Origin of the sequence: Novilysobacter viscosus, from assembly GCF_046600715.1 — a bacterium.
GTDB classification, from domain to species: domain Bacteria; phylum Pseudomonadota; class Gammaproteobacteria; order Xanthomonadales; family Xanthomonadaceae; genus Lysobacter_C; species Lysobacter_C viscosus.
The window spans coordinates 132712-156023 of record NZ_JBJMAV010000001.1; the positions used below are offsets into that span (position 1 = coordinate 132712).

At 71.0% G+C, this 23312-nt stretch carries 16 protein-coding genes and 1 tRNA gene; 10 read left to right on the forward strand and 7 right to left on the reverse strand.

Annotated elements, in window-relative coordinates:
* Positions 1-88: 88 nt before the first annotated feature.
* On the forward strand, positions 89-2488 hold the full coding sequence (locus tag ACJQWL_RS00610; protein WP_330968573.1) for a Tex family protein: 2400 nt from the start codon (positions 89-91) through the stop codon (positions 2486-2488).
* 571 nt (positions 2489-3059) lie between these two features.
* Here ACJQWL_RS00610 and dinB read toward each other — a convergent pair.
* Positions 3060-4163, reverse strand: a complete 1104-nt coding sequence (gene dinB / locus ACJQWL_RS00615; RefSeq protein ID WP_330968574.1) for a DNA polymerase IV — start codon at positions 4161-4163, stop codon at positions 3060-3062.
* Positions 4164-4289: 126 nt separating this feature from the next.
* Between dinB and ACJQWL_RS00620 the strand changes: the two genes are divergently transcribed.
* Entirely contained in the window at positions 4290-6416 is a 2127-nt protein-coding gene (locus tag ACJQWL_RS00620; protein WP_330968575.1) for a TonB-dependent receptor family protein, read from the forward strand.
* Positions 6417-6598: 182 nt separating this feature from the next.
* Here the strand turns inward: ACJQWL_RS00620 and ACJQWL_RS00625 are convergent, their stop codons facing one another.
* Positions 6599-9742 (reverse strand): ligand-binding sensor domain-containing diguanylate cyclase, encoded by a 3144-nt coding sequence (locus ACJQWL_RS00625; RefSeq protein ID WP_330968576.1) that lies wholly within the window; start codon positions 9740-9742, stop codon positions 6599-6601.
* Between the two features lie 1051 nt (positions 9743-10793).
* Between ACJQWL_RS00625 and ACJQWL_RS00630 the strand changes: the two genes are divergently transcribed.
* The 8 genes from ACJQWL_RS00630 (at position 10794) to ACJQWL_RS00665 (ending at position 17921) form a co-directional block, all read left to right on the forward strand.
* Complete coding sequence (locus tag ACJQWL_RS00630) at positions 10794-12548, forward strand: 3-hydroxybutyrate oligomer hydrolase family protein (protein WP_330968577.1); 1755 nt, start codon at positions 10794-10796, stop codon at positions 12546-12548.
* A gap of 100 nt (positions 12549-12648) precedes the next feature.
* Complete coding sequence (gene pssA, locus ACJQWL_RS00635; RefSeq protein WP_330968578.1) at positions 12649-13263, forward strand: CDP-diacylglycerol--serine O-phosphatidyltransferase; 615 nt, start codon at positions 12649-12651, stop codon at positions 13261-13263.
* Between the two features lie 106 nt (positions 13264-13369).
* Positions 13370-14635, forward strand: a complete 1266-nt coding sequence (gene phaE / locus ACJQWL_RS00640) for a class III poly(R)-hydroxyalkanoic acid synthase subunit PhaE (RefSeq protein WP_330968579.1) — start codon at positions 13370-13372, stop codon at positions 14633-14635.
* 1 nt (position 14636) lies between these two features.
* Positions 14637-15737 carry a class III poly(R)-hydroxyalkanoic acid synthase subunit PhaC gene (locus ACJQWL_RS00645; RefSeq protein WP_330968580.1) on the forward strand — a complete coding sequence of 367 codons (1101 nt, stop codon included), beginning with the start codon at positions 14637-14639 and terminating at the stop codon, positions 15735-15737.
* A 167-nt stretch (positions 15738-15904) separates the two neighbouring features.
* Positions 15905-16105: a PspC domain-containing protein gene (locus ACJQWL_RS00650; protein WP_330968581.1), complete on the forward strand. Its 201-nt coding sequence runs from the start codon at positions 15905-15907 to the stop codon at positions 16103-16105.
* Positions 16075-16542: a hypothetical protein gene (locus tag ACJQWL_RS00655; RefSeq protein ID WP_411300663.1), complete on the forward strand. Its 468-nt coding sequence runs from the start codon at positions 16075-16077 to the stop codon at positions 16540-16542. The genes ACJQWL_RS00650 and ACJQWL_RS00655 overlap by 31 nt, the downstream gene beginning before the upstream one ends.
* Positions 16543-16869: 327 nt before the next feature.
* A tRNA-Leu gene (locus tag ACJQWL_RS00660) sits at positions 16870-16956 on the forward strand.
* A 194-nt stretch (positions 16957-17150) separates the two neighbouring features.
* Positions 17151-17921 carry a helix-turn-helix domain-containing protein gene (locus tag ACJQWL_RS00665; protein WP_411300664.1) on the forward strand — a complete coding sequence of 257 codons (771 nt, stop codon included), beginning with the start codon at positions 17151-17153 and terminating at the stop codon, positions 17919-17921.
* A gap of 15 nt (positions 17922-17936) precedes the next feature.
* Here ACJQWL_RS00665 and ACJQWL_RS00670 read toward each other — a convergent pair whose 3' ends face one another.
* Genes ACJQWL_RS00670 through ACJQWL_RS00690 form a run of 5 tightly spaced genes read right to left on the reverse strand, consistent with a single transcriptional unit; the run spans position 17937 to position 23310 of the window.
* Entirely contained in the window at positions 17937-18656 is a 720-nt protein-coding gene (locus tag ACJQWL_RS00670; RefSeq protein ID WP_330968582.1) for a sulfite exporter TauE/SafE family protein, read from the reverse strand.
* Entirely contained in the window at positions 18646-18858 is a 213-nt protein-coding gene (gene ccoS, locus ACJQWL_RS00675; RefSeq protein ID WP_330968583.1) for a cbb3-type cytochrome oxidase assembly protein CcoS, read from the reverse strand. The genes ACJQWL_RS00670 and ccoS overlap by 11 nt, the downstream gene beginning before the upstream one ends.
* Complete coding sequence (locus ACJQWL_RS00680) at positions 18855-21257, reverse strand: heavy metal translocating P-type ATPase (protein ID WP_330968584.1); 2403 nt, start codon at positions 21255-21257, stop codon at positions 18855-18857. Before ACJQWL_RS00680 ends, ccoS begins: the two co-directional genes overlap by 4 nt.
* Positions 21254-21766, reverse strand: coding sequence for a FixH family protein (locus tag ACJQWL_RS00685; protein WP_330968585.1), 513 nt, complete (start codon positions 21764-21766; stop codon positions 21254-21256). Before ACJQWL_RS00685 ends, ACJQWL_RS00680 begins: the two co-directional genes overlap by 4 nt.
* A complete protein-coding gene (locus ACJQWL_RS00690) occupies positions 21763-23310 on the reverse strand; it encodes a 4Fe-4S dicluster domain-containing protein (RefSeq protein WP_330968586.1) in 1548 nt (515 codons plus the stop codon). Before ACJQWL_RS00690 ends, ACJQWL_RS00685 begins: the two co-directional genes overlap by 4 nt.
* Positions 23311-23312 lie beyond the last annotated feature (2 nt).

Consider the following 23312-nt stretch of genomic DNA (forward strand, 5'->3'; position numbering starts at 1 on the left):
ACCGTCTGTCAACGGGTTACGTCGCTACCCCCGTGTTGCCACAATCCTTGTCCCGCCGCCCCGCGTGGCCGACCGGATCCACAGACGAATGCCACCCAGGATCGACCCCGCACTCGCCCGCCGCATCGCCTCCACCATCGCCGGGGAGATCGGCGCGCAGGCCTCGCAGGCGGAGGCTGCCATCGGGCTGCTGGACGAAGGGGCGACCGTGCCGTTCATCGCGCGCTACCGCAAGGAGGTCACCGGGGGGTTGGACGACATCCAGCTGCGCGCGCTGGAGACGCGCCTGTCGTACCTGCGCGAACTGGAGGACCGCCGCGCTGCGGTGCTGGCCAGCATCGACGAGCAGGGCAAGCTGGGCGACGGGTTGCGCGCCGACATCGAGGCGGCCGACAGCAAGGCGCGGCTGGAAGACCTCTACCTGCCGTACAAGCCCCGGCGACGCACGCGCGCCCAGATCGCACGCGAGGCGGGGCTGGAGCCGCTGGCCGATGCGCTGCTGGCCGACCCGTCGCAGGTACCGGAGACGGCCGCCGCGGCCTATGTCGACCCCGACAGGGGCGTGGCCGATGCAAAGGCGGCGCTGGAAGGCGCACGCGCCATCCTGATGGAGCGCTGGGGCGAGGACGCGGCGCTGGTGGGCGGCCTTCGCAGCTGGCTGCACGAGGTCGGCGTGGTCCGCGCGCGCGTGGTCGACGGCAAGCAGGACGCCGGCGCGAAGTACCGTGACTACTTCGACCATGCCGAGTCGCTCTCGAAGATCCCCTCGCACCGCCTGCTCGCGCTGCTGCGGGCGCGGCGCGAGGAGTTCATCACCCTCGACCTGGACCCGGGCACCGATGCCGAGGCCGGCCACGCACAGGCCGAGGGCCGCGTCGCCGCCCATGCCGGCATCGGCAACCAGGGCCGTCGGGGCGACAAGTGGCTGCTCGATGCCTGCCGCCTGGCGTGGAAGGCCAGGCTGCACCTGCACCTGATGCTTGACCTGTTCGCGCAGGCGCGCGAGAAGGCCGAGGCCGAGGCGATCGACGTGTTCGGCGACAACCTCAAGGACCTGCTTCTGGCCGCGCCTGCCGGGCCGAAGGCCGTACTCGGGCTGGACCCGGGCCTGCGCACCGGGGTGAAGGTCGCCGTGGTCGACCGCACCGGCAAGCTGGTCGACACCGCAACCATCTACCCGCACGAGCCCAAGCGGCAGTGGGACCCGTCGCTGCATGTGCTGCGCGCGCTGTGCACGAAGCACGGGGTGGAGCTGATCGCCATCGGCAATGGCACCGCCTCGCGCGAGACCGACCGCTTGGCCGGCGACCTGATCAAGCAGGCGCCCGAGCTGAAGATGCAGAAGATCGTGGTGAGCGAGGCGGGCGCATCCGTGTACTCGGCGTCGGAGTTCGCGTCCCGGGAGTTCCCCGGCCTGGACGTGTCGCTGCGCGGCGCGGTGTCGATCGCCCGGCGCCTGCAGGACCCGCTGGCCGAGTTGGTGAAGATCGAGCCCAAGGCCATCGGCGTCGGCCAGTACCAGCACGATGTCGACCAGTACCGGTTGGCGAGGGCGCTGGACGCGCGCGTGGAGGACTGCGTCAACGCGGTCGGTGTCGACCTCAATACGGCCTCGGCCGCCTTGCTGGGACGCGTGTCGGGATTGTCGTCGACGGTGGCCGAGAACATCGTCGTGTACCGCGACGAGCACGGCGCCTTTCCCGATCGCAAGGCGCTGCTCAAGGTGCCCCGGCTCGGCGAGAAGACGTTCGAGCAGTGCGCGGGGTTCCTGCGGATCGCCGGTGGGCGCCAGCCGCTGGACGCATCGTCCGTGCACCCGGAGGCCTACCCGGTCGTCGAGCGGATCGTGCGCGACTGCGGCCGCGAGCTGAAATCGCTGATGGGCGATGCCACGTTCCTGCGCGGGATCCGGCCCGAGGCCTACACCGACGACACCTTCGGCGTGCCCACCGTGCGCGACATCCTCAGGGAGCTGGAGAAGCCCGGCCGCGATCCACGACCGGAGTTCAAGGCCGCGCGCTTCGCCGAAGGGGTGGAGGACATCAAGGACCTCAAGCCCGGGATGGTGCTGGAGGGCGTGGTCAGCAACGTGGCCGCATTCGGCGCGTTCGTCGACATCGGCGTGCACCAGGACGGGCTGGTCCACATCTCCGCGCTTTCGGACCGCTACGTCAAGGACCCGCGCGAGGTGGTCAAGGCCGGGGACGTTGTGAAGGTCCGGGTGCTGGAGGTCGACGTGGCCCGCAAGCGCATCGCGTTGACCCGTCGCCTGGACGACGCCGTGCCGGAGCGGACATCGCCCGGCACCGGGGACGGTCGCGACACCCGGGGCAGGGACCCACGCCAGGCACGCGAGTCCCGCGACGCCCACGGACGCAATGGACCGCCGCCGCGTGGCCCCGGGGCCCCGACGACGCGCCCCGGAACCGCTGCCCCACCGGCCAACAACGCCCTGGCGGCCGCCTTCGCCAAGGCGCGCAAGGACTGAGCAGGCGGAGGTGCCGCGCCGCGCGTGCCTTGCAGGAGCGACGTAAGTCGCGACCCACGTCCCGTCACGATCGCGACCTACGTCGCTCCTACAGGGTGGGCAGCGGTCGCGGTCGGGAGCCGTCCCGGGTGGATGTATCCGATTGTGGCTGGGGCCGCTCTCTGCGACCGGGTCCCGCATTGCAGGGCTCCTTGTAGGAGCGACGTAAGTCGCGACCCACGTCCCGTCACGATCGCGACTTACGTCGCCCCTGCAGGGGGGGCAGCGGTCTCGGTCGGGAGCCGTCCCGGGTGGATGTCCCCGATTACGGTTGGGGCTGCTCTCTGCGACCGGGTCTCGCATTGCAGCCTTGTAGGAGCGACGTAAGTCGCGACCCACGTCCCGATCACGATCGCGACTTACGTCGCTCCTACAGGGTGGGCAGCGGTCTCGGTCGGGAGCCGTCCCGGGTGGATGTCCCCGATTGCGGCTGGGGCCGCTCTCTGCGACCGGGTCCCGCATTGCGGGGCTCCTTGTAGGAGCGACGTAAGTCGCGACCCACGTCCCGTCACGATCGCGACCCACGTCGCTCCTACGGGGATCGGCCGTCGGCTTCGAAGAGACCGCTCTGGATGGCGTGGCTGTCGGCGTCGATGAAGCCCGACAGCCCCACGCCGACCAGGCGGTAGCGGGTGTCGGCCGGGAGGTCGACGCGATTGCGCATCTCGCACGCGAGCTGGCCCAGTGCGGCGGGTGAATCCGGCATGGCCGGCGGGGTCAGGCTGCGGGTCAGGATGCGGAAGTCGGAGGTCTTGAGCTTGAGCACCACCGTCCGTGCCAGGCGCGCGCGTGGTGACTGCAACTCACGCTGGTAGCCGGCCCACGTCTTTTCCGCCAGCCGCACGATGTCGGGGGCGAGCGCGTCCAGCGGCAGGTCCCCGGTGAACGTGTCCTCCGACGAAATCTGCATGGTCGGGCGCTCGGGCCGGACCGGATGCTCGTCGATGCCCTGCGAGAGTTCGTGCAGGCGCCGACCCCATCGGCCGAAGCGGCGTTCCAGTTCCGTCGGGGGCAACGCACGCAGGTCGCCGACCGTGGCCACGCCCAGCTCGGCCAGGCGCCGCTCCATGACCTGGCCGACACCCGGCAGGCGGCCGACGGGGAGGGGGGTGAGGAACTGCTCGACGCGGTGCGGCCGCAGCACGAACAGGCCGTCGGGCTTGTTCCAGTCGCTGGCGATCTTGGCCAGGAACTTGTTCGGCGCCACCCCGGCCGAGGCGGTCAGCGCGGTTTCGGCGTGGATTTCGGCCCGGATCGCTTCGGCCGTCGCGGTGGCGGTTGGCAGGCCGCTCAGGGTGGTGGTGGCGTCCAGGTAGGCCTCGTCCAGCGACAGCGGCTCGACCAGCGCGGTGTGGCGCAGGAAGATCTCCCGCACCTGGCGCGACACCGCTTTGTAGCGGGCGAAGTCGGGTGCCACGAACACCGCCTCTGGGCACAACCGCTCGGCCCGTATCGCCGGCATCGCCGAGCGCACCCCAAAGGTGCGCGCCTCGTAGCTGGCCGCGCACACCACCGAACGCGCACCCCGCCACGCCACCACCACGGGGCGCCCGCGCAGCGAGGGGTCGTCGCGCTGTTCGACCGACGCGTAGAAGGCGTCCATGTCGACGTGGATGATCTTGCGGGAATCGGGCACGCGGAGGCGGGAGTGTGGGCTGCGGGCATGGTAGCGGCCCGTGGGGGTGCGCTTCGCCGTCGCGCTTCCGGGGCGGCGGGGTCGGCGACGCTTTGGCGCGGGCGCTGGAGCCGGCACACTGGGGGCATGACCCAGTCGGTGCGCCCGATTCCACGTCCACGACCCTCTCTCTGGTCGGCTTGCCTGCTGCTGTGCCTGCCTGGGCTGGCCCACGCGCAGCAACCCGCCACGGAGCCGGAAACGCTTGATCGCGTGCAGGTGATCGGCGCCTCGCGTCCGTTGGCGCGCTTTCCCGGATCGGTGGACGTGGTGGATGGCGCCGCGCTTCGCCAAGGGCAGGCGCAGGTCAACCTGTCCGAAGCGCTGTCGCGCGTGCCCGGCGTGACCGTCCGCAACCGCGGCAACTACGCGCAGGACCTGCAGGTACAGAGCCGCGGCTTCGGCGCGCGTTCCACATTCGGCATCCGCGGACTGGAACTTGTGGTCGACGGCATCCCCGCCTCGGCGGTCGACGGCCAGGGCCAGGCCGCCAACTTCGCGCTGTCCTCGCTGGACCGGATCGAAGTGCTGCGTGGCCCGCTGGCGCTGCAGTACGGCAATGCCGCCGGTGGCGCCATCGTGGGGTATACCGAGCCGTCGGCAACCCCGTCCGGGGAAGCGTCGGGCTGGCTGGGCGACCACGACGGCCGCCGCGTGGGCGTGCGGGCCGACCTGCCCGCCGCGGACGGGCGCTGGAGAAGTCGCTGGCACGCCAGCCGGTTCGCCACCGGGGGCGAGCGCCCCCACAGTCGCGCCGAGCGCCTGCATGCGGGTGCGGTCGCCCAGTGGCAGGCCACGCCCACCGGGCGCCTCAAAATCGTCGCCGATCTGCTGGCACAGCCGTGGACGCAGGATCCGTTGGGCCTTTCCCGCACGGCGTGGGAACGCGACCCGCACGGCACCGACCCGGTGGCGCTGCGGTTCAATACCCGCAAGCGCATCGACAACCGGCAGGCGGGCCTGCAGTGGGACCAGCAGGACGACCGGCGCGCCTGGTGGGTGCACGGGCATGGCATCGCCCGCGACATCGAGCAGTTCCTGTCGATCCCGCCCGGCGCGCAGGCCGCGCCGACCAGCGCGGGAGGCGTGATCGACCTCTCGCGGCGTTCGGCCGGTATCGACGCCGGGCACCGCTGGCTGGGTGCGCGTGCCGCGTTGTCGCTGGGGGTGTCGCTGGCGCGCCTGGACGAAGCCCGGCGCGGCTACGAGAACTTCGTCGGCGAACGCCTCGGCGTGCGCGGCGCGTTGCGGCGCAACGAAGACAACCGGGTCGACAGTGGCGACGTGCACGCGGTGGTGGACGTGGCGGTGTCCGACGCCTGGACCGTGCTCGCCGGCGCGCGCCACAGCCGCCTGGCCTTCGAGAGCCGTGACCGCTACGTCGCGGCCGGCAACGGCGACGACAGCGGATCACTGGAGTTCAGCGAAACCGCCGGCTCGGTCGGCGTCGCGCGCGCCTTCGTCCAGGGCGAAGTATTCGCCAGCCTGGGCCGTGGTTTCGAGACGCCGACCGTCAATGAACTCGCCTACCGGCCTGACGGGGGCGCGGGATTCAACCGGCTGGACGCGGCGCGGTTCGACAGCGGCGAGTTGGGCGTGCGCTGGCGCTGGGATGCGGTGCGCCTGGGGGCGACGGTGTATCGGATCGAGGGGCATGGCGAGATCGTGCCCGCCGACAGCCGCGCCGGGCGATCGAGCTTTGCCAACGCCGGTCGCACCCGCCGCAACGGCCTGGAGCTGTCGCTGTCCGGCCCACTGGCGGAGGGGTGGTCGTTCGCCGTGGCCGCCAATGTCCTGGATGCGACGTTCCGCGACGGCTACAGCTACGGCGCCTCGAGTGCGGGTCGGCCGGAATCGCGCATCGTGCGCGCCGGCAACCGAGTGCCGGGGATCCCGCGCGCCGATGGCTTCGTGGAGCTGGCCTGGCGTGACGTGTCCGACCGGTGGGGCGCTGCGCTGGAGGTACGCGCCAGTGGCCCGGTGCCTGTCGACGACCGCAACGCCGATGCGGCGCCCGGCCATGCGCGGCTGGACCTGCGGCTGGAGTGGCGACCGCTCGCGCGCGGCTGGTTCGGATTTGCCCGCGTCGACAACCTGCTGGATCGCGACCATGTCGGCTCGGTGATCGTCAACGATGGCAATGGACGCTTCTTCGAGCCCGGGCCGGGGCGCGGGGTGATGGTGGGGCTGGGGTGGCGCGCCGCGGCTGAGTGATGCCGGCGTGCCTGCAGGCGGCTTCCGGCGCGGTCGGGATCCAATACCGCCCTTTCTTGCAGGAGCGCCGTTGCCCCGGTTGGATCGGTCGCGAATTGCGTCGCCCGTACAGGGGAACCGGTGTGGCGTGGCGCGCGTGGATGGTGGCTGAAGACGCTCCAGCAGGGGGCGTGGGGCGTCAGTCAGGCACGATCGAATTCGGGCGCATCGCGCGTGGAGTGCAGCACTTCGACGCAGCCGTCCGGCAAGCGGGTCGGTGCCGTGCCCGCCAGCAGCGACAGCAGTCCGGAGCGGTCCACGGCTTGGCCGGGTACCACCGCCACCCATGCGTTCTTGCCGGCGGCCTTGGCGGCGTAGAGGGCGCGGTCGGCCAGGCTCACGCTTTGCTCCCAGTCGCCCACGGCCGGCCAGCGCGTCGAAAGCGGCCACGGTGCCACGCCGATCGACGCGGTAACGGGCAACCGGCTGCCGCCGGGCAGCTCGACGGGGGTGCCGGCGATGCCGTCGCGGATGCGCTCGGCCAGGCCCGCGGCGTCGGGCAGGTGGGCATCGCGCACCACCAGCAGGAACTCCTCGCCGCCCCAGCGCACCAGGATGTCGCGCTCGCGGCAGACCTTGCGCAACCGCCCCGCGACCTCCACCAGCACCTGGTCGCCCACCTGGTGGCCATGCCCGTCGTTGATGCGCTTGAAATCGTCGATGTCGATCATGCAGAACAGCACGAAGTGGTCCTCCTGGCCGGGCTGTCCCACGCCGCCAATGAAGCCGGGCCCCTCGCGGTCCATCCATTCCTGCAGGTCGCGCCGGTTGGACACCTGGGTCAGGGGATCGGTGCGCGTGGCCTGCTCGAGCTGCTGGTTGCTCTGCACCAGCATCCGGTTGGCCTGCTTGAGCGCGTCGGTGCGCTCGGCAACGGTCCAGTTGAGGCGCTCGATCTGCAGCCGCTTCTCGCGCGCCTGTGCACGCAGGCGCCAGACCAGTGCGATCAGCAGGAGCACGCCCAGCAGGCCGTAGCCGGCGTACGCCAGCGGGTGCCGCCACGGTGGCGGCTGCATGACCAGCAGCAGCTGGCGACTGGGTCCGAAGCGCCCGTCGCGGCCGGCGGCCTGCACCTCCAGCGGGTACTCGCCGGGCGGCAGGTAACTCAGCAAGACGCTGGCCTGCGCGCTGTCGGGATAGACCCAGTCGTCGTAGTGGCCGGCAATGCGGTAGCGCAGGCGCGCGGCATTGGGCGCGGTGTGGTCCATGGCGACCAGGTCCAGCGAGAACACGCGGTCGCGGTGGCCCAGCTCGACCAGGTCGGCGTAGGCGACCTCGGGTGTCACGCCCGGCTCGATCGAGGGTTCCGGACCCTTCCGCCCGAGCACCCGCAGCCCGGTGATGACCGGCGTGGCGGGTGCACTGCCGGACGCCAGCCTGTCGGGCCGGAGCACATCCAGCCCGTCGGTGCCGCCCAGGTAGAGCAGGCCTTCCTCGTCCACGAAGCCCGCGCCGCTGTTGTACTCCAGGTTGAACAGGCCGTCGGCGCGGTCCAGTGCCTGCACCATGCCGGTGGCCGGGTCGTACACGCTGATGCCGTAGTTGGTGGTCAGCCACAGGCGGCCGCCGGCGTCGGGCACGATGCGGTAGACCACGTTGTTGGACAGCCCGTCCCGGTTGGTGATCGCGCGCACCTGCCCGGTGCTGCGGTCCAGCCGCAGCAGGCCGCCTGAAAAAGCGCCCATCCAGATGGCATCTGCATCGGCATGCAACGACCAGATCGAGTCGTGCGGCAGCCTGCCGTTGCGGGTGTTCAGGGCCTGCACGCGTCCATCCGGATCCCAGCGGTAGGCGCCGTTCTCGTTGCTGCCCATCCACAACCGGCCTTCGTCATCGCGCAGCAGGCTGGTCAGCAGCGGGCCCTGCAGGACCTCGGGAATTCCTTCCATGGCCAGCTTGCCCCCGCGCAGCCGCGCCAGGCCGCCGCGGGTCGCGACCCACACCGTGTCGCCTTCGACCAGCAGCGCGGTCACCAGGGGGTTGGGCAGGGTGGCCGCGGGGCGTGCCAAGAGGTCGGGCGAGAGTCGCCATACGCCGCGATGGGTGCCGATCCACCAGCCGCCGCCGCGAGCAGGCGCGATCGCGCGGACCGCGGTGCCGTCCAGTTCCGGGATCTCGCGCCATGCGGAATCGGGTGCGTCCTGCACGACGAGGCCCAGGTCGGTGCCTACCAGCAGCCGCTCTCCGGACACATGGATGCTGCGCAAGCTGCGCGACGGCCACTGCGCCATCGCCGCGGCATCGACCCGGTCGCGGCGGATCAGCGGCGAGAGCGCCCGGGCGCGGTACAGGCCGCTGGTGGCGCTGCCCAGCCACAACACGCCCGAGCGGTGCAGGTGCATCCGGGTGATTGCACTTTCCACCGGGGTGTCGGTGCGCAAGCGCAGGGGTCGCGATTGCAACCCGGCCGGCGCGGAGAACACCGCGCCATCGGCATAGCCCAGCCACCAGCCTTCGCCGTCGGGACGGCGAAGCATTGCGGTGAGTTCAACCGGGTCGGGGCGCAGCGCCCCGGCGCGCACATGCCGGCGGACGCTGCCGCTGGTGTCGAGCTGGAAGAGCCCGTGCGATGCGGTACCCAGCCAGAGGGTGTCGCCCTCGATCGCCATGCCGATGCAGGTCGGTTTCCCTGGCAGGCCGGCCAGCACCGAAGTCACGGTCGGCAGGGACAGTCGCCATACGCGGCACTGTGCGTCCAGGGCGAAACCGGTCGTCGCAGGCGTGTTGGAGGGGGGGCTGGCCAACGCGCCCCCGGGGCGTTCCATTGCCACGATGGTTGCGGTGATGCCGGCGCGGGTCGCCGAGTGCAGCGCCGGGTCGACGTGGTCGATGCCGTTGGCGGTGCCGAGCCAGGCCCCGCCGTCCGCGTCCAGCAGGATCGCGGTCACGGTGGGGTGCCCGAGCCCTTGCGCCGTGCCCAACCGGGTGTGGGTGCGGGTGCGCAGGTCGATGACCTCCAGTCCCGCGTCGTTGGTGCCTACCCAGAGCCGTGAACGGCTGTCCACCTCGAGCGACTCGATGCTGCTGCTGGCCAGTGCGCTGTCGTCGCCGGGCACGCTGCGCAGGACGGTGAAGCGGTGCCCGTCGAAGCGGTTCAGGCCTTCCTGGGTGCCCACCCAGAGCAGGCCGCGGTCGTCTTCGGCCATCGCGGTGACGGCGTGCTGTGACAAGCCCTGGTCGGGGGTGTAGCGCTCCAGGCTGAGGAACGGGCCGGCATCGTCGGCCAGCGACGGCGCGGCCAGCAGGCAGGCCGCCAGCGCGACTGCCGCCTGGAGCATGCGTCCCATGGTTGTGTCACGGCAATGCCCCCGCACCTGTTTCCCCTGCACGCCCGGTCGGCCGGCGTGGCGTCCAGTGTGGACCGGCAGGGCGATTGGTGCCAGTCGGGCGCGCCCGCGGCTCAGACCGCCGGCCAATTGCGGCGCAGGAGGCCCCACGCGCGGCGCAACGGGCCTGTACGCCTTTGACGGACAGGCGCGCGGCCAGGGGCTCGACAGTTCTTCGGGCGGCTGTTCGGCGGCAACCAGGGCCCCGTGTTCACCGAGAGCATGGCGCTGTACGCGGACTGGACGTTCAACCTGTCCGACCGGCTGCCGCTGGGCCTCGACGCCCGCTCCACCGAAGAGGACACTTCTGGCTGACAAGGAGTACTGCACGACGGGTTACAATATCAACGCGGCCCTTGGCGTACTGACCGGGTTCTATGGGTCGCCACGTTAGTACAGCGTGTCGGTACGCTACGACTTCTGACCGACCCCGAAGCGGTCGGAGGACAGCGGCGGCGGGCCCAGCCCGCCGTCGCTGTATTTCTCTTGGCCCACGGCCCGTGCTTTCGCACCCCTTCGCTCCCCGGCAAACGCGCATCGGCTCCCTGCAGGAGCGGCTTTAGCCGCGAACCGGAACTGGCGCTCGCGCTCGCGGGGTGGGCGCGGGTGCTGGCGGTGGACAACGCCCCCCGCACTGGAGCCCATCGCCAAGTATTGAACGGCTGGGGCTGCGTGGTTTCCAGCCTGACGGGCGCGATGCCGCCGACAGGTCGATGCACCTCGGTCAGTGCTCTTGCGTGCGGCCGACGTTGATCGTCGGTGCCGACAACGGACCGTACGTGCGTGGGAAGGTGCGGGAGGCGCGGCGTCGCTGCGGGGGGCACGTGCTTGCTACGCTGCCGGGATGGCGACGCTGCTGATCGCCGACGACCACCCCCGTTTGCCACACCCACCTGCTCCAGCCGCACGCCGCCGCCTTCCACCACGACCGCGGCCACGCTGATCACCGGCCTGGCGCTGGCCCTGTCGGGTTGTAAAGCGCTGGCCCCCTGCCGGAGAGGAGCCCACCCCCGTGTTCAATGGACTGAGCGTGACCGAGCACCGGGAGGGCGATGACCTGTTGACGGCCGGCCTGGGCCTCGGCGGCCTGCAGTCGATGGCGCCGCCGGCCTTTGCCGATGCAACCGCGCCGACTGCACCCGAACTGCGGCGGCGCGCGATATGGAGCAACTGGCGCGGCATCGCCGACCTGTCGCCGGGCGGCGGTTACGGCTCGGTCTACGGCAGCGTCGCCAATGTCCCCGGCCGGGAGTTCAGTGCACTGGCACGGTTGGAGGGGGCGCGATACCCGCACCGGGTGCTGGTGCAGGTGCCCGACGCGTTCGACCACGATCGCCGTTGCGTGGTGGTGGCGCCGGCATCGGGGTCGCGTGGGGTGCACGGCGCGATCGCGGTGGCAGGGGCCTGGGGCCTGCCCCGGGGCTGCGCGGTCGCGTACACCGACAAGGGTGCGGGCACCGACTATTTCGACCTGGACGCAGGGCAGGGGGTGTCGCTGGACGGACGCACCGCGGCGGCCACGGCGGCCGAACTCGCGTTCGCGCCGGACGCGCCCACCGGTAGTGCGGGGGTACGCGGCGTGGCGGTCAAGCACGCGCACTCCGGCGACAATCCCGAGGCGGATTGGGGACGGCACGTCCGGCAGGCCGCGCAGTTCGCGCTGCAGGCGTTGGACGAGGCGGTGCCCCAGGCCGCGCCGTTCACCTTCGACAACACCCGCGTCATCGCGGTGGGTATTTCGAATGGAGGCGGCGCGGTGCTGCGCGCGGCAGAACTGGAAGGCGACTGGCTGGATGCGGTGGTTGCCGGTGAACCCAGCATCCACGCTGGCGCCACCAGTCTGTACGACTACGCCACCCAGGCGGCGCTGCTGATGCCTTGTGCGCTGCTGGACGCCTCCCTGGGCCCGCTGCCGCAACCGCCGCACGCCGCGCAAAGCGTCCCGCAGTGGACCGCACGCTGCGCCAGCCTGGCGGCAGCGGGCCTCGTCGAAGGCGCGGACACGGCGACCCGGGCGGCTTCGGCGCTGGCGCAACTGCGCGCAACCGGCTGGACTGACGCGGCCCTGCGTGCCGGCGCACTGTCGGTCGGGTTCGACCTGTGGCGTGCGGTGTCGGTCACCTATGCGTCGGCCTATGGGCGCTATGGCGTCGGCGCGCATCCCTGCGGCTTCGGCTTCGCGGCACTCGACCCGCGCATGGCGCCGCGCGCGGCAACGCCCGCCGAGCGCGCGGCGTGGTGGTCGGACGGCAGTGGCATCCCACCCGGCGCCGGCGTCGGCATTGTCGATCCCTTGATGGCCGGCCCCGATGCCATCCCGACGGACCCGACCTTCCCCGGCCTGGTGTGCCTGCGCGACCTGGCGAAGGGAAACGGCGGCGATGCCCTGCGCGTGCGGGCGGGCATCGAGGAGTTGCGCGCCGCGCCGCCGCGCGAGGGACTGCCCGTAGTGGTGGTGCACGGACGCGACGACGGCCTGATCCCTCTGGCATTGTCGAGCGCGCCGTACGTGGCGATGGCGCGACAGGCGGGGCGCGACGTGCGCTTCTGGCAGGTCGGACCGGCCCAGCACTTCGATGCGTTCCTGGCGCTGCCCGACTACGGCGCCCGCTACGTGCCCCTGCTGCCGTACGTGCATGCCGCGCTGGACCGGGTCGAGGCGTACCTCGATGGCACCGGGACGTTGCCCGCCAACGCGGTCATCGAGGCCACGCCGCGTGCGAACGGGCAGGCGCTGGAGGCCGCGAACCTCGCGTTGCCGCGCTGACGGTCCACGAGCACGCCGGCGCGCGAACTTGCCCGCTTCACGCGCTCTTTGGCACGCTGCGTGGCCACGATCCGCAATCGCCATCGCACGGAGCGCCACCATGCCGCGTCATTTCACGATGCTCCGCGAGTTCCACCTCGCCGACTGGTTCACCCTCGCCAATGCGTTCTGCGGGACGGGTGCCATCTTCGCGGCGATGCGCTTCCTGCAGGAGGGCGGGGTGCGCGACCTGCTGATCGGCATGGCGCTCATCCCGCTGGCCTTCATCTTCGATGCGCTCGATGGCCGCGTTGCGCGTTGGCGCAACTCCGCCTCCACCCTGGGCCGCGAGCTGGACTCGCTGGCCGACGTGATCTCCTTCGGCGTCGCACCCGCCGCGCTGGCGTACGCGTGCGGCCTGCAGGGCGGTTGGGACTGGGTGGTCCTGAGCTTCTTCGTCGGTTGCGGGGTCAGCCGCCTGGCGCGCTACAACGTCACCGCCGAACAACTTGCCGGGGAGGAGGGCAAGGTCAGGTACTTCGAGGGCACGCCGATCCCGACCAGCATGTTCCTGGTGGTCGTGCTGGCGATCGCCGCCTGGCAGGGCGCGCTGGGGCCCGATGTCTGGCTGGGCATGGTGCAGCTGGGCCCGTGGCAGTTCCACCCGCTGGTGCTGATGTTCGCGCTGTCGGGCACCCTGATGATCAGCAAGACGCTGCACATCCCCAAGCCCTGACGCACGGCTGCCGGGCGGGCGCCAAAGGGGGCGCGTCGCGGGCGTGCAACATCGGCATTGCTATGATCGCGGCCGGTTTCGGACGGCTCGATCAAGGGAGTGCACGATGGCGAAGGCGGCATCCGGCGGCAGTGATTTCGAGGCGCTCGCGCGCCAGTACTGGGGCCAGTGGGGCGAGATGATGCGCAGCGCGGCCCCCCCGGCTGCGACCGCCGCACCTTCGATGCCGGACTGGAACCAGGCCGCGGGATGGTGGTCGCAGATGGCCCGCGGCGCCAGCCAGGCGGCCGAGGCCGAGGACGCCGTGCAGCGCTTCAATGCGCAGGCGCGTGGCTGGTTCGGGCAGATGCAGCAGTTGGCCGCGCAATTCGCCGGGCGTGATGCCGACGCCGCCGAAGTCGCGCGCACGTGGAAGCAGATGCTCGGCGGGATGGGCGGCAATCCCTTTGCCGAAGTGTTCTCGCAGATGGGTGGCCCCGGGCAACAGGGTCCCGAAGCCTGGTGGCAACAGGCGCGGCCGATGGTCGAGGCCCTGCAGCAGCCCGTGAGGCAGTGGGCGCAGGGGCCGGCATTCGGGTTCGCCCGCGAACACCAGGAACGCTGGCAGACGCTGACCCGGGCGCAGCTCGATGCACAGGCGGCGACCGACGCCTACCAGGCGCTGCTGGGCGAAGCCGGGCAGGATGCGTTCGAGCGCTTCGAGAACCGGCTGGCCGAGCGCAGCGAACCCGGTCGCCAGCTGACCTCCGCGCGTGCGCTGTTCGACCTGTGGATCGATGCGGCCGAAGAGGCCTACGCGGAAATCGCGCTGTCGCCCCGGTTCCGCGAGGTGTACGGCCGGTTCGTCAACGCGCAGATGCGCCTGCGTGCGGCGGTGCAGGGCGAAATCGAACATGCAACCGCCCAGATGGGCATGCCCACGCGCACCGAGATCGATGCCGCGCACCGCAAGATCGTGCAGCTGGAGCGCGAATTGCGCCGCGTGCGTGATCGGCTCGACGACAACGACGACAAGGACGACAACCGGGCCGGGAAGGGCAAGAAAGGCGATAGCGACTCGAAGCCGGTAGGCAGTCCCGCAACGCGTCGCGCGAGCACCGCCAAGTCCAGCCGCTCGACCGGCAAGCAGGCGGTCAAGAAAAAGGGGTCGAAGAAGAGCGCCAGCGCCGCAGGCACCAAGAGTCCGGCGCGGAAGGCGGCCGCGCGAGCCCCCAAACCGGCCGCATCCAAGGCATCCCGGCCGACAGCGGCCACCCCCAAGGCGAAGCCAGCGCGAGCTGCCGCCAAGCGCGCGGCGGTGACCTCAGCCAGCGCGCCGCGCTCCCCGACCGCACGGGCCAAGCGCCCCGCCAACCGCAAGCAGGCACGCTGACATGGCCGCAATAGACCTCAACGGACCGATCGGATTCACCCCGGATACGCTGGCGCAGGAAGCGATGGCGATGCAGGCCAAGCTGCGTGCAGGCCTGGACACGCTGGCTCGCGTCGACGATGTGGACTACGGCGCCACCGAAAAGGAAGAAGTCTGGCGCGACGGCAAGGTCGCGCTCTACCGCTTCCGTGGCGACACGCTTCCCGGCGGGCACGCGCCCACCGCCAAGGTGCCGTTGCTGATCGCCTACGCGCTGGTCAACCGGCCCTACATGGTCGACCTGCAATCGGACAAGTCGATCGTGCGGGGCCTGCTGGAGCGCGGCGAGGATGTGTATGTCCTGGATTGGGGCTACCCGGACCGTTCCGACCGCTACCTGGAGCTGGAGGACTACATCCAGCGCTTCCTTGGCGGGGCGGTGGACCACCTGCGGCGAAGCCACCGGATGGACGCGGTCAACCTGCTCGGCATCTGCCAGGGGGGCGCCTTCTCGCTGTGCTATGCCGCGCTCAACCCGGGCAAGGTGCGGAACCTGATCACCATGGTCACCCCGGTGGATTTCCACACCGAGGACAACATGCTGTCCAACTGGACGCGCGGGCTGGACGTGGACCTGTTCGTGGACACCCTGGGCAACGTACCGGCCGACCTGATGAACATGTGCTACCTGACGCTCAAGCCCTGGCGGCTGTTCGTGCAGAAGTACGTGGGGCTGGTGGACATCCTCGACGACAAGGGCGCGGTCGAGGACTTCCTGCGGATGGAGAAGTGGATCTTCGATTCACCCGACCAGGCCGGCGAAGCGTTCCGACAGTTCATCAAGCAGTTCTACCAGGGCAACGGTTTCGTGCAGGGTGGCATCGACATCGGCGGGCGCCCGGTGGACCTCGCGCACGTGGGCATGCCGGTGCTCAACATCTTCGCCCTCCAGGACCACCTGGTGCCGCCCGCGTCATCGCAGGCGCTGGGAGGCCTGGTCGGCAGTGACGACTACAGCGAGCTCTCGTTCCGTGGTGGCCATATCGGCATCTACGTGTCGGGTCGGGCGCAGCGCGAGGTGCCGCAGGCCATCCACGACTGGCTGGCAAAGCGCGCCAGCTAGCGGGGCGCCTCGCGGCTGGAAGGCGAGTGCACAGCGATGTTCGCCGCCGTGGAAGGCGGGAGGCGATGCGAGTGGCCTGACCGTGTGCCACCCGGTGGGCCCGGCATGCCACATCGCCATCACGGCGGGTGGCTAGACTCGTGCGTTGACCCGCAAGGAGCCATTCAATGAGCGAAACCCGTCCCTTCGTCCGTTCCCGCCACGACCGCATGATCGGTGGCGTCGTGGGGGGCTTCGCCCGGCGCTTCGGCTGGAGTTCCACGTTGCTGCGGGTGCTGTTCGTGATCGTGTCCATCGCCTCGGCGGCATTCCCGGGGATCATCGTGTACCTGCTGCTGTGGCTGCTGATGCCCGAAGAGGGCGCCTGAGTCCCATCCGCGCCGCGCTGCTTGCCGCCGGCGTGGCCTGGACCGTGCCCAATACCCTCGTCGGGCTGCTGGCCGGCATCGCCGGCATGCCGCTGGGCTCGCGGGTGCGGCTGAGCCGGCGCGAACTTGCGCTGGTGTTCCAACACTGGCCGTGGGGCCCCGGGGGAGCGATCACCCTGGGCAACGTCATCCTGCACACCGGCCCGGACCTCGACTGCCCCTGCAGTACGTACGCGCATCGCGCCGGCCATGCACGCGAGGACGCGATCAACCTGGCCGACCACGAGCGGGCCCACGTCTTCCAGTACATGGCGCTGGGGCCGCTGTTCCTGCCGCTTTACCTGCTGTGCGGCGGAATCAGCGTGCGCAACCGCTTCGAGCGTGCGGCCGACCGCTACGCCGCTACAGGGGCGGGTTGGTGGCCCTGGCCGGGCTGAATGGGCAGGCCTACCGGAAGGCTCACGAAAACTTGATTCGCCGCTAACACCCGCCGGCGTAGAGTCGGGGTCGTCAGAGAAAAACCAGCAGGACGAAAGTCGCAACGACGGACGTTCCACTGGAACCGCTCTGGCGCGGAAGGCTCAGCCACCCGGGATTCAAAACCCCGAAGCCTGAGCCTTCTTTTTTGCGCGTCGGTTCCGTGCAGCGTCCTCACCCCCGCGTGGGCGCCCCGACCCACCAAGCCCCCGGCCAGCGTCCGTGCCAGCCCATGAAAAAACGGCGATGGCGGGAGTGCGCGGCGCGGCTATATACTGCGCGGCCGCGCCGGAGTGGCGGAATCGGTAGACGCAGCGGACTCAAAATCCGCCGCCCTTAAAAGCGTGTGGGTTCGAGTCCCACCTCCGGCACCAGGTCTCACGATGCAGCCCCCGGGTACCCAGCGCAGGTCGCGACCCGACCACGCGCGGCGAACCGCGACGCGGATACGTATGCGGGATGGGGCTTTCGCCCCGACCGTCCGTCGTGTGGGCCGGCAGGTTCTCCCGGCCGCACCGTCCATGTCGACGGCAATGCAGTGCAATGTGCCGCCGCGCAACGTGGCACCATGGTGCGTATGACCGTCCCCGATCCCATCGACCTGGCCCGGCTCAGGCGCAGCTGTGCCAAGTGCTCGCTGCACGAGCTGTGCGTGCCGGCGGGGGTCAATGCCGACGAGCTTCGGCAGCTGGAGCGGATCGTGCAACGGAACCGGCGTATCGAGCGGGGTGAACGCCTGTTCTGGCCGGGCGCGCCGCTCGCGGGGGTGTACGTGGCACGGGAGGGTGCCTTCAAGACCACGGTGATCGACGAGTCGGGCGAGGAGCAGGTCCTGGGGTTCCACCTGCCCGGGGAAGTGATCGGACTGGACGCGATGGGCACCGGTGTTCACCGCTGCGAGGCCGTCGCGCTGGCCACGGCCGAGGTGTGCGAGATCCCGTTCGCGCAGCTGACCGCGGTGGCGGCGCAATTGCCCTCGCTGCAGCAGCAGCTGATGCGCGTGATCGGGCAGGGCGTGGATCGCGACCAGGTCCACCTCGGCGTGCTGGTGCGACGCCAGGCCAACGAGCGCGTCGCACTGTTCCTGCACGGCCTGGGCGAGCGACTGCGCACCGCAGGCCAGTCCGCGACCCGGATCCGCCTGCCCATGAGTCGCGAGGACATCGCCCGCTACCTCGGCCTGGCGCTGGAGACCGTCAGCCGCGGGTTTTCGCGCCTGCAGGAAGACGGCGTGATCGAAGTGACCGGTCGCCAGGTGGAAGTGGTGGACGCCGCCCTCCTCGCGCGGCTGGCGCACGGCGTTGAGGAGCGCGTGCCGCGCCGGGGTCGCATCGCCTGACCGCGCGGCGGCCACTCAGCCGCCCGGAATGCAGCCCAGGGCATGAAGCGCAGGGCCGATGACGGGCAGGGCGCCCAGCCATGGCGCGGCCATCGTTACCAGTCCCACGCCCATCACCAGGGCGCCGCCGGCGCGGCGGGTAGTGGCGGCATGCCGGCCCTGCAGTGCGCGCGCGCCGGTCCAGGCCAGCGGCACCATCAGCGGCAGCGTGCCCAGGCCGAACGCGGCCATCGTCAGTGCACCGTTGCGCGCGTCGGCCTGCAACCACGCCGCCGCAAGCACTGCACCACTGAGGCCGCACGGCATCCAGCCCCACAGCGCGCCCAGCCCGATGCGCTTCCACGCCCGGTCCGCCGGCATCAGCGCACGTTGAAGGGGTCGCAGCCGGTTCCACAGCGCGACCCCGGGCCGGACGGTGCCCAGGCGCAGGCGGCGCTCGGACCAGAGCCGCCAACCGATTGCCACCATCACCATGCCCAGCAGGAAACGCAGGGCCGGCCCCAGCCATTCGAGTTGCGCCACCGCAACGATCCCGTGGCCAACGCCGCCGGCGATCGCGCCGGCAGCGGAATAGCCGGCCACCCGCCCCAGGTTGGACTGCACCGCCGCCGCCAGGCCGCCACCGCCGACGCTCGACAGTCCGGTGGCGATGCCGCCGCACATGGCGATGCAGTGCAGCCCGCCCAGCGCACCGGCGCTGGCCGCGGCCATCAGGGTCAGCCAGTCAATCGGCATCGTCGCGTCCGCCGGCCCTGTCTCGCCCGGGGGCGCTGTCCGGATTGGGCAGGGGCTTCTCGCGGGGGTCGTCGCAGAGGATGTCGAGCGAAGGCGTATCCAGATCGTCGAACTGGCCCCGACGCACCGCCCACACGAACGCCCACACGGCGACGCCCAGCAACACCATGCTGATCGGCACCAGCATCAGCAGGATGCTCATGGCGCCACCCCGGCGGCGCGACCGGGCCGCGCCAGGCGCAACGCGTTGCCCACCACCAGCAGCGAGGATCCGGCCATGCCCAGCGCCGCTACCCATGGCGTCACCAGGCCCGCCGCCGCGAGGGGGATGGCAACCACGTTGTAGGCCAACGCCCACGCCAGGTTCTGCCGGATCACCGACCGGGTGCGCCGGGCCACGTCCACGGCCTGCGCGATCCGCACCAGCGAGTCACCCTGCAGCACCAGGTCGGCGGCGCGCTGGGCCAGCGGTGCGCCGCGGCCCATGGCGATCGACACGTCGGCCCCGGCCAGCACCGGAGCATCGTTGAGCCCGTCGCCGACCATCGCCACTACGCGTCCCGACGCCTGCAGTGCACGCACCGCCGCGAGCTTGCACTCCGGTGTCTGCCGCGAGGCCGGTGCATCGATGCCCAGCCGCGCGGCCAGCGCGTCGACGGTGGTGGCGGCGTCGCCGCTGGCCATGCGGACCGTCAGGCCCAGCGACTTGAGCCAGTCGACGGCCAACCGTGCGTCCGGGCGCTCGCCGTCGACGACCTCGAAGCGGCCGTAGGCCCGCTGGCCGTCCCCGAGCCAGATCGCGCCGTCGTCGGCGCGACCGGCCGCGAACGGCGCCTGCCCGATGCGAAGCGCCTGCCCGTCCACCGTACCGGCTATCCCCTGTCCGGCAACTCGGGTGACGCCCGTGGCTGTGAGGCCGGGCGGGGGCGGCGGGAACGCCCCGGCCAGGGGGTGACCGCTGGCATGTTCCAGCACCGCGGCCAGGGCCAATGCGCGTGCAGCATCGCTGTCTTCCGGCGTACTGCTGCCGGCCAGGGTGGGTCGGCCGCGGGTCAGGGTTCCGGTCTTGTCGAACACGATGTCGGTGGCGGAGGCGAGACGCTCCAGCGCGCGGTCGGTCAGTGTCAGCACGCCCAGCCGCGACAAGCTTCCCTGCGCGGTGGCCAGTGCGGTCGGCACGGCCAGCGCCAGCGCGCACGGGCAGCTGATGACCAGCAACGCCAGGGTGACCTCAAGCGCGCGCTCGGGCATGTACCAGCGCCAGCCCAGGTAGACCACGACCGCAGCCAGGAGCAGGCCGGCGACGAAATGGTGCGCCACGCGCTCGCTGGCCACCGCAAGCGCCGGACGCATCGCCTGCGCGTGTTCGACCAGGCGCGCGAGTTCCGACAGGCGGGTGGTGGCGCCGGTGCCGGTCACCCGCATCCGAACCGGATGGTGGCGGGCGGAACTGCCGGCGTAGACCGATTGCCCGGCGGCGCGCGACACCGGCGCCGACTCACCGGTCAGCAGCGCCTCCTCAACCAGCGCATCCTCCAGCAGCACGCCATCGGCCGGCACCACCGTGCCCACCGACACGCGGATCGCGTCGCCGACCTGCAGGGCGGGGGTGGGCACGTTCTCGCAGGTGCCGTCGGCGCGCTCGCGCAGCGCGAATGCGGGGCGCGCGCGCGCCAGGGCATCCACCTGCGCGCTGGCGATGCGCCGCGCGCGCTGCTCCAGCATGCGTGCGCCCAGCAGCAGGAACACGAACATCACCGCCGCGTCGTACCAGACGTGCGGGCCACCACGCAGCGTCTCCACCACGCTGGCGCCCCACGCAAGAAGGGTCGAACCGGCCACCAGCGTGTCCATGCCCAGCCGCCGCAACCGGAGTTCGCGCCAGGCGCCGTGCAGGAAGGGCCAGCCGGCATAGAACACCACCGGCGTCGAGACCAGGAGCGTGATCCAGCGGAAGAAGTCGCGCGTGGCCAGCGGCATCGAGGCGTTGAAGTCCAGGTACAGCGCCTCGGCCAGCATCATGGCCTGCATGGCGCCCAGCCCGGCGATCCCAAGTCGCAGCAGGTCGCGGTTGCGCGCGCGCCGCCGCGCCTCTTCGCTGGCGCTCCCGGTCGCCAGCGAGGGCGCGTACCCCAGGCCCGCCAGGCGCCGGACGATGGCCGACAGGGAGACCAGCGACGGGTCCCATGCCACCCGCACGCGGCCGGTGACGGCATTGGCCGACACCCAGTGCACGCCGGGCTCGCGCTGCACCGCACGGTCCACCAGCCAGGCGCAGGCGGCGCATCGCATGGCATCGGTCAGCAGGGTGGTTTCATGCACCCCGTCGCGGGCCACGACGTGCTCGGCGTGGATCTCGGCACGGTCCCAGAGCTCGAAATGGCCCTCGGCGGTGTCGCCGTCGACGCGGCCGGCCGGCACCGCGCGAAGCCGGTAATAGTCGTCCAGGCCGGCATCGCGGATCCAGGCCGCGGCGGCCTCGCAACCGTCGCAGCAGTAGCCGCCGCGCCCGCTGCCAATGGGGTCGCCGCAGTGTGCGCACCCCCCGGCCCGGTCGGCGTCGCCCGCCGCGATCGCCGCATCCCGGGCGGTGGCGTTCACGGCGCGGGCGGGCTGCGCAGGGCGGGCTGGACCACCGCTGCCAGGGTGCCTTCGACCAGGCGACCCTGCAGGCGCCAGCTCCCATCGCTGGCTTCCAGCACCAGGTTCCACGCCGGGCCTGCGTCCAACCGCAGGGGGGCGCGCCAACCCGCGTCGCTGCGCTGGAGCTGCAGCTCGACGTCATCGGCCTGCGAAGCAGGATGCACCAGCGTCAGCACCAGCAGCTGCGCCCCGTCGAAGTCACCGGCAGCCGGAATCACCTCGACGAAGCCGCCTTCCGGGTCAATCCGCACCACCGCCCGCAACTGGCGGCGCGCGGCAACGGCATCGGGGCCAATGTCGGCGACCTGCACCTGCGCGGTGCGCCTGACGTCCTCGGGCACGGCGTCGCTGCCGCCGCTGCGTACCGACACCACGATCAGCCCGATGCCGGCGACGACCGCCACCAGCGGCAGGCCGATGACCAGCCAGATGACCGGGTTGCGCCAATTGGAGAAGAAGGAGCTCATTGCAGCGGTCCAAACCAGGTGGTGGCGACGTCGGCATGCGCATCGCCCTGTTGCGATTGCACCACGACCTGCAGGTCATGGCGGCCGCGGGCACCGGCGGGGCCGTTCACGGTAAGCGGAAGCTCGGCCACCTGCTGGGCCGGTACGCGGACCGGCTCTAGCGGCTGCAGGACAAGGCCCGGCGAACCCGCCTCGATAGATACGGTGTAGACCTCGTCCTGGTCGGTCTTGTTGACCAGCTTGAGGGTGTAGCCATTCTCGATGCCCCCTGCGACTTCCCGGTACAGGGCGTTGCGGTCGCGCAGCACTTCCGCGATGAGCGGATCGCGATGCGTAACGCCCCAGCCCCACGCCACCAGAAGCGCCAGCAGCGCCGCGCCGTAGAAGATTATGCGCGGCCTCAGCACGCGCGTGGGCTTGCCGTCGATCGCGTTCTGGGTCGCGTAGCGGATCAGCCCGTGCGGGTAGCCCATCCGGTCCATCACGTCGTTGCACGCGTCGATACACGCATCGCACGCGATGCACTCGTACTGCAGGCCGTTGCGGATGTCGATGCCGGTGGGGCACACCTGCACGCAGATGGTGCAGTCGATGCAGTCGCCCAGTTCGTCGGGGCTGAAGCGCGGTAGCGGAGCGGCCTCGCTGGCCTCGCAGTCGAAGGTGATCGTCCCGCGCGCCTGCGCGCGGTTGTCGGCGGCGGTGGGGTGTTGGGCAGCGCGGAACACCAGGTCGTACGCGGTAAGTTTGTCCAGCAACCCGCGTGCGCGTTGCAACACGCTGGGCATGCCGCGCTTGCGGGGCCCGCGGGGCTCGCCGCGCATCGGGTCATAGGCGATGAGCAGGGTGTTGCGGTCGAACATCGCGCTCTGGAAGCGCGCGTACGGACACATGTACTTGCATACCTGCTCGCGCAGGAAACCCGCGTTGCCCCAGGTCGCCAGGGCATAAAACAGCACCCAGAACGTTTCCCAGCCGCCCCACTGGAACGGCCACGCACGCGCCCACAGTTCGGTGACGGGGGTGAAGAAACCGACGAAGGTGAACCCGGTCCACAGCGCGAACACCAGCCACAACGCGTGCTTGGCCCCCTTGCGTGCGAGCTTTCGCGCCGACCAGGGCGCGGCGTCGAGCTTCATCCGCTTGTTGCGGTCACCCTCCGTCCAGCGCTCCATCCACAGGAACACCTCGGTCCAGACCGTCTGTGGGCATGCGTAGCCGCACCAGAGCCGTCCGGCCAGCGCGGTGAAGAAGAACAGCGCCAGCGCGGCGATGATCAGCAGCAGCGCCAGGAACAGGAAGTCCTGTGGCCAGAAGGTCAGGCCGAAGACATGGAACTTGCGCGCGGGCAGGTCGAACAGAACCGCCTGGCGATCGTCCCATCGCAGCCAGGGGAACAGGTAGAACATGCCCAGCAGCCAGACCACCGCCAGCTTGCGCAGCCGGTCGAGCGGCCCGCGCACTTCACGCGGGTAGATCTTGCTTTCGCTGACGTAGGGACCGGTGGGCTCCTCGCCGATCACCGACAGGGGAATGGAGCGGGTCACGG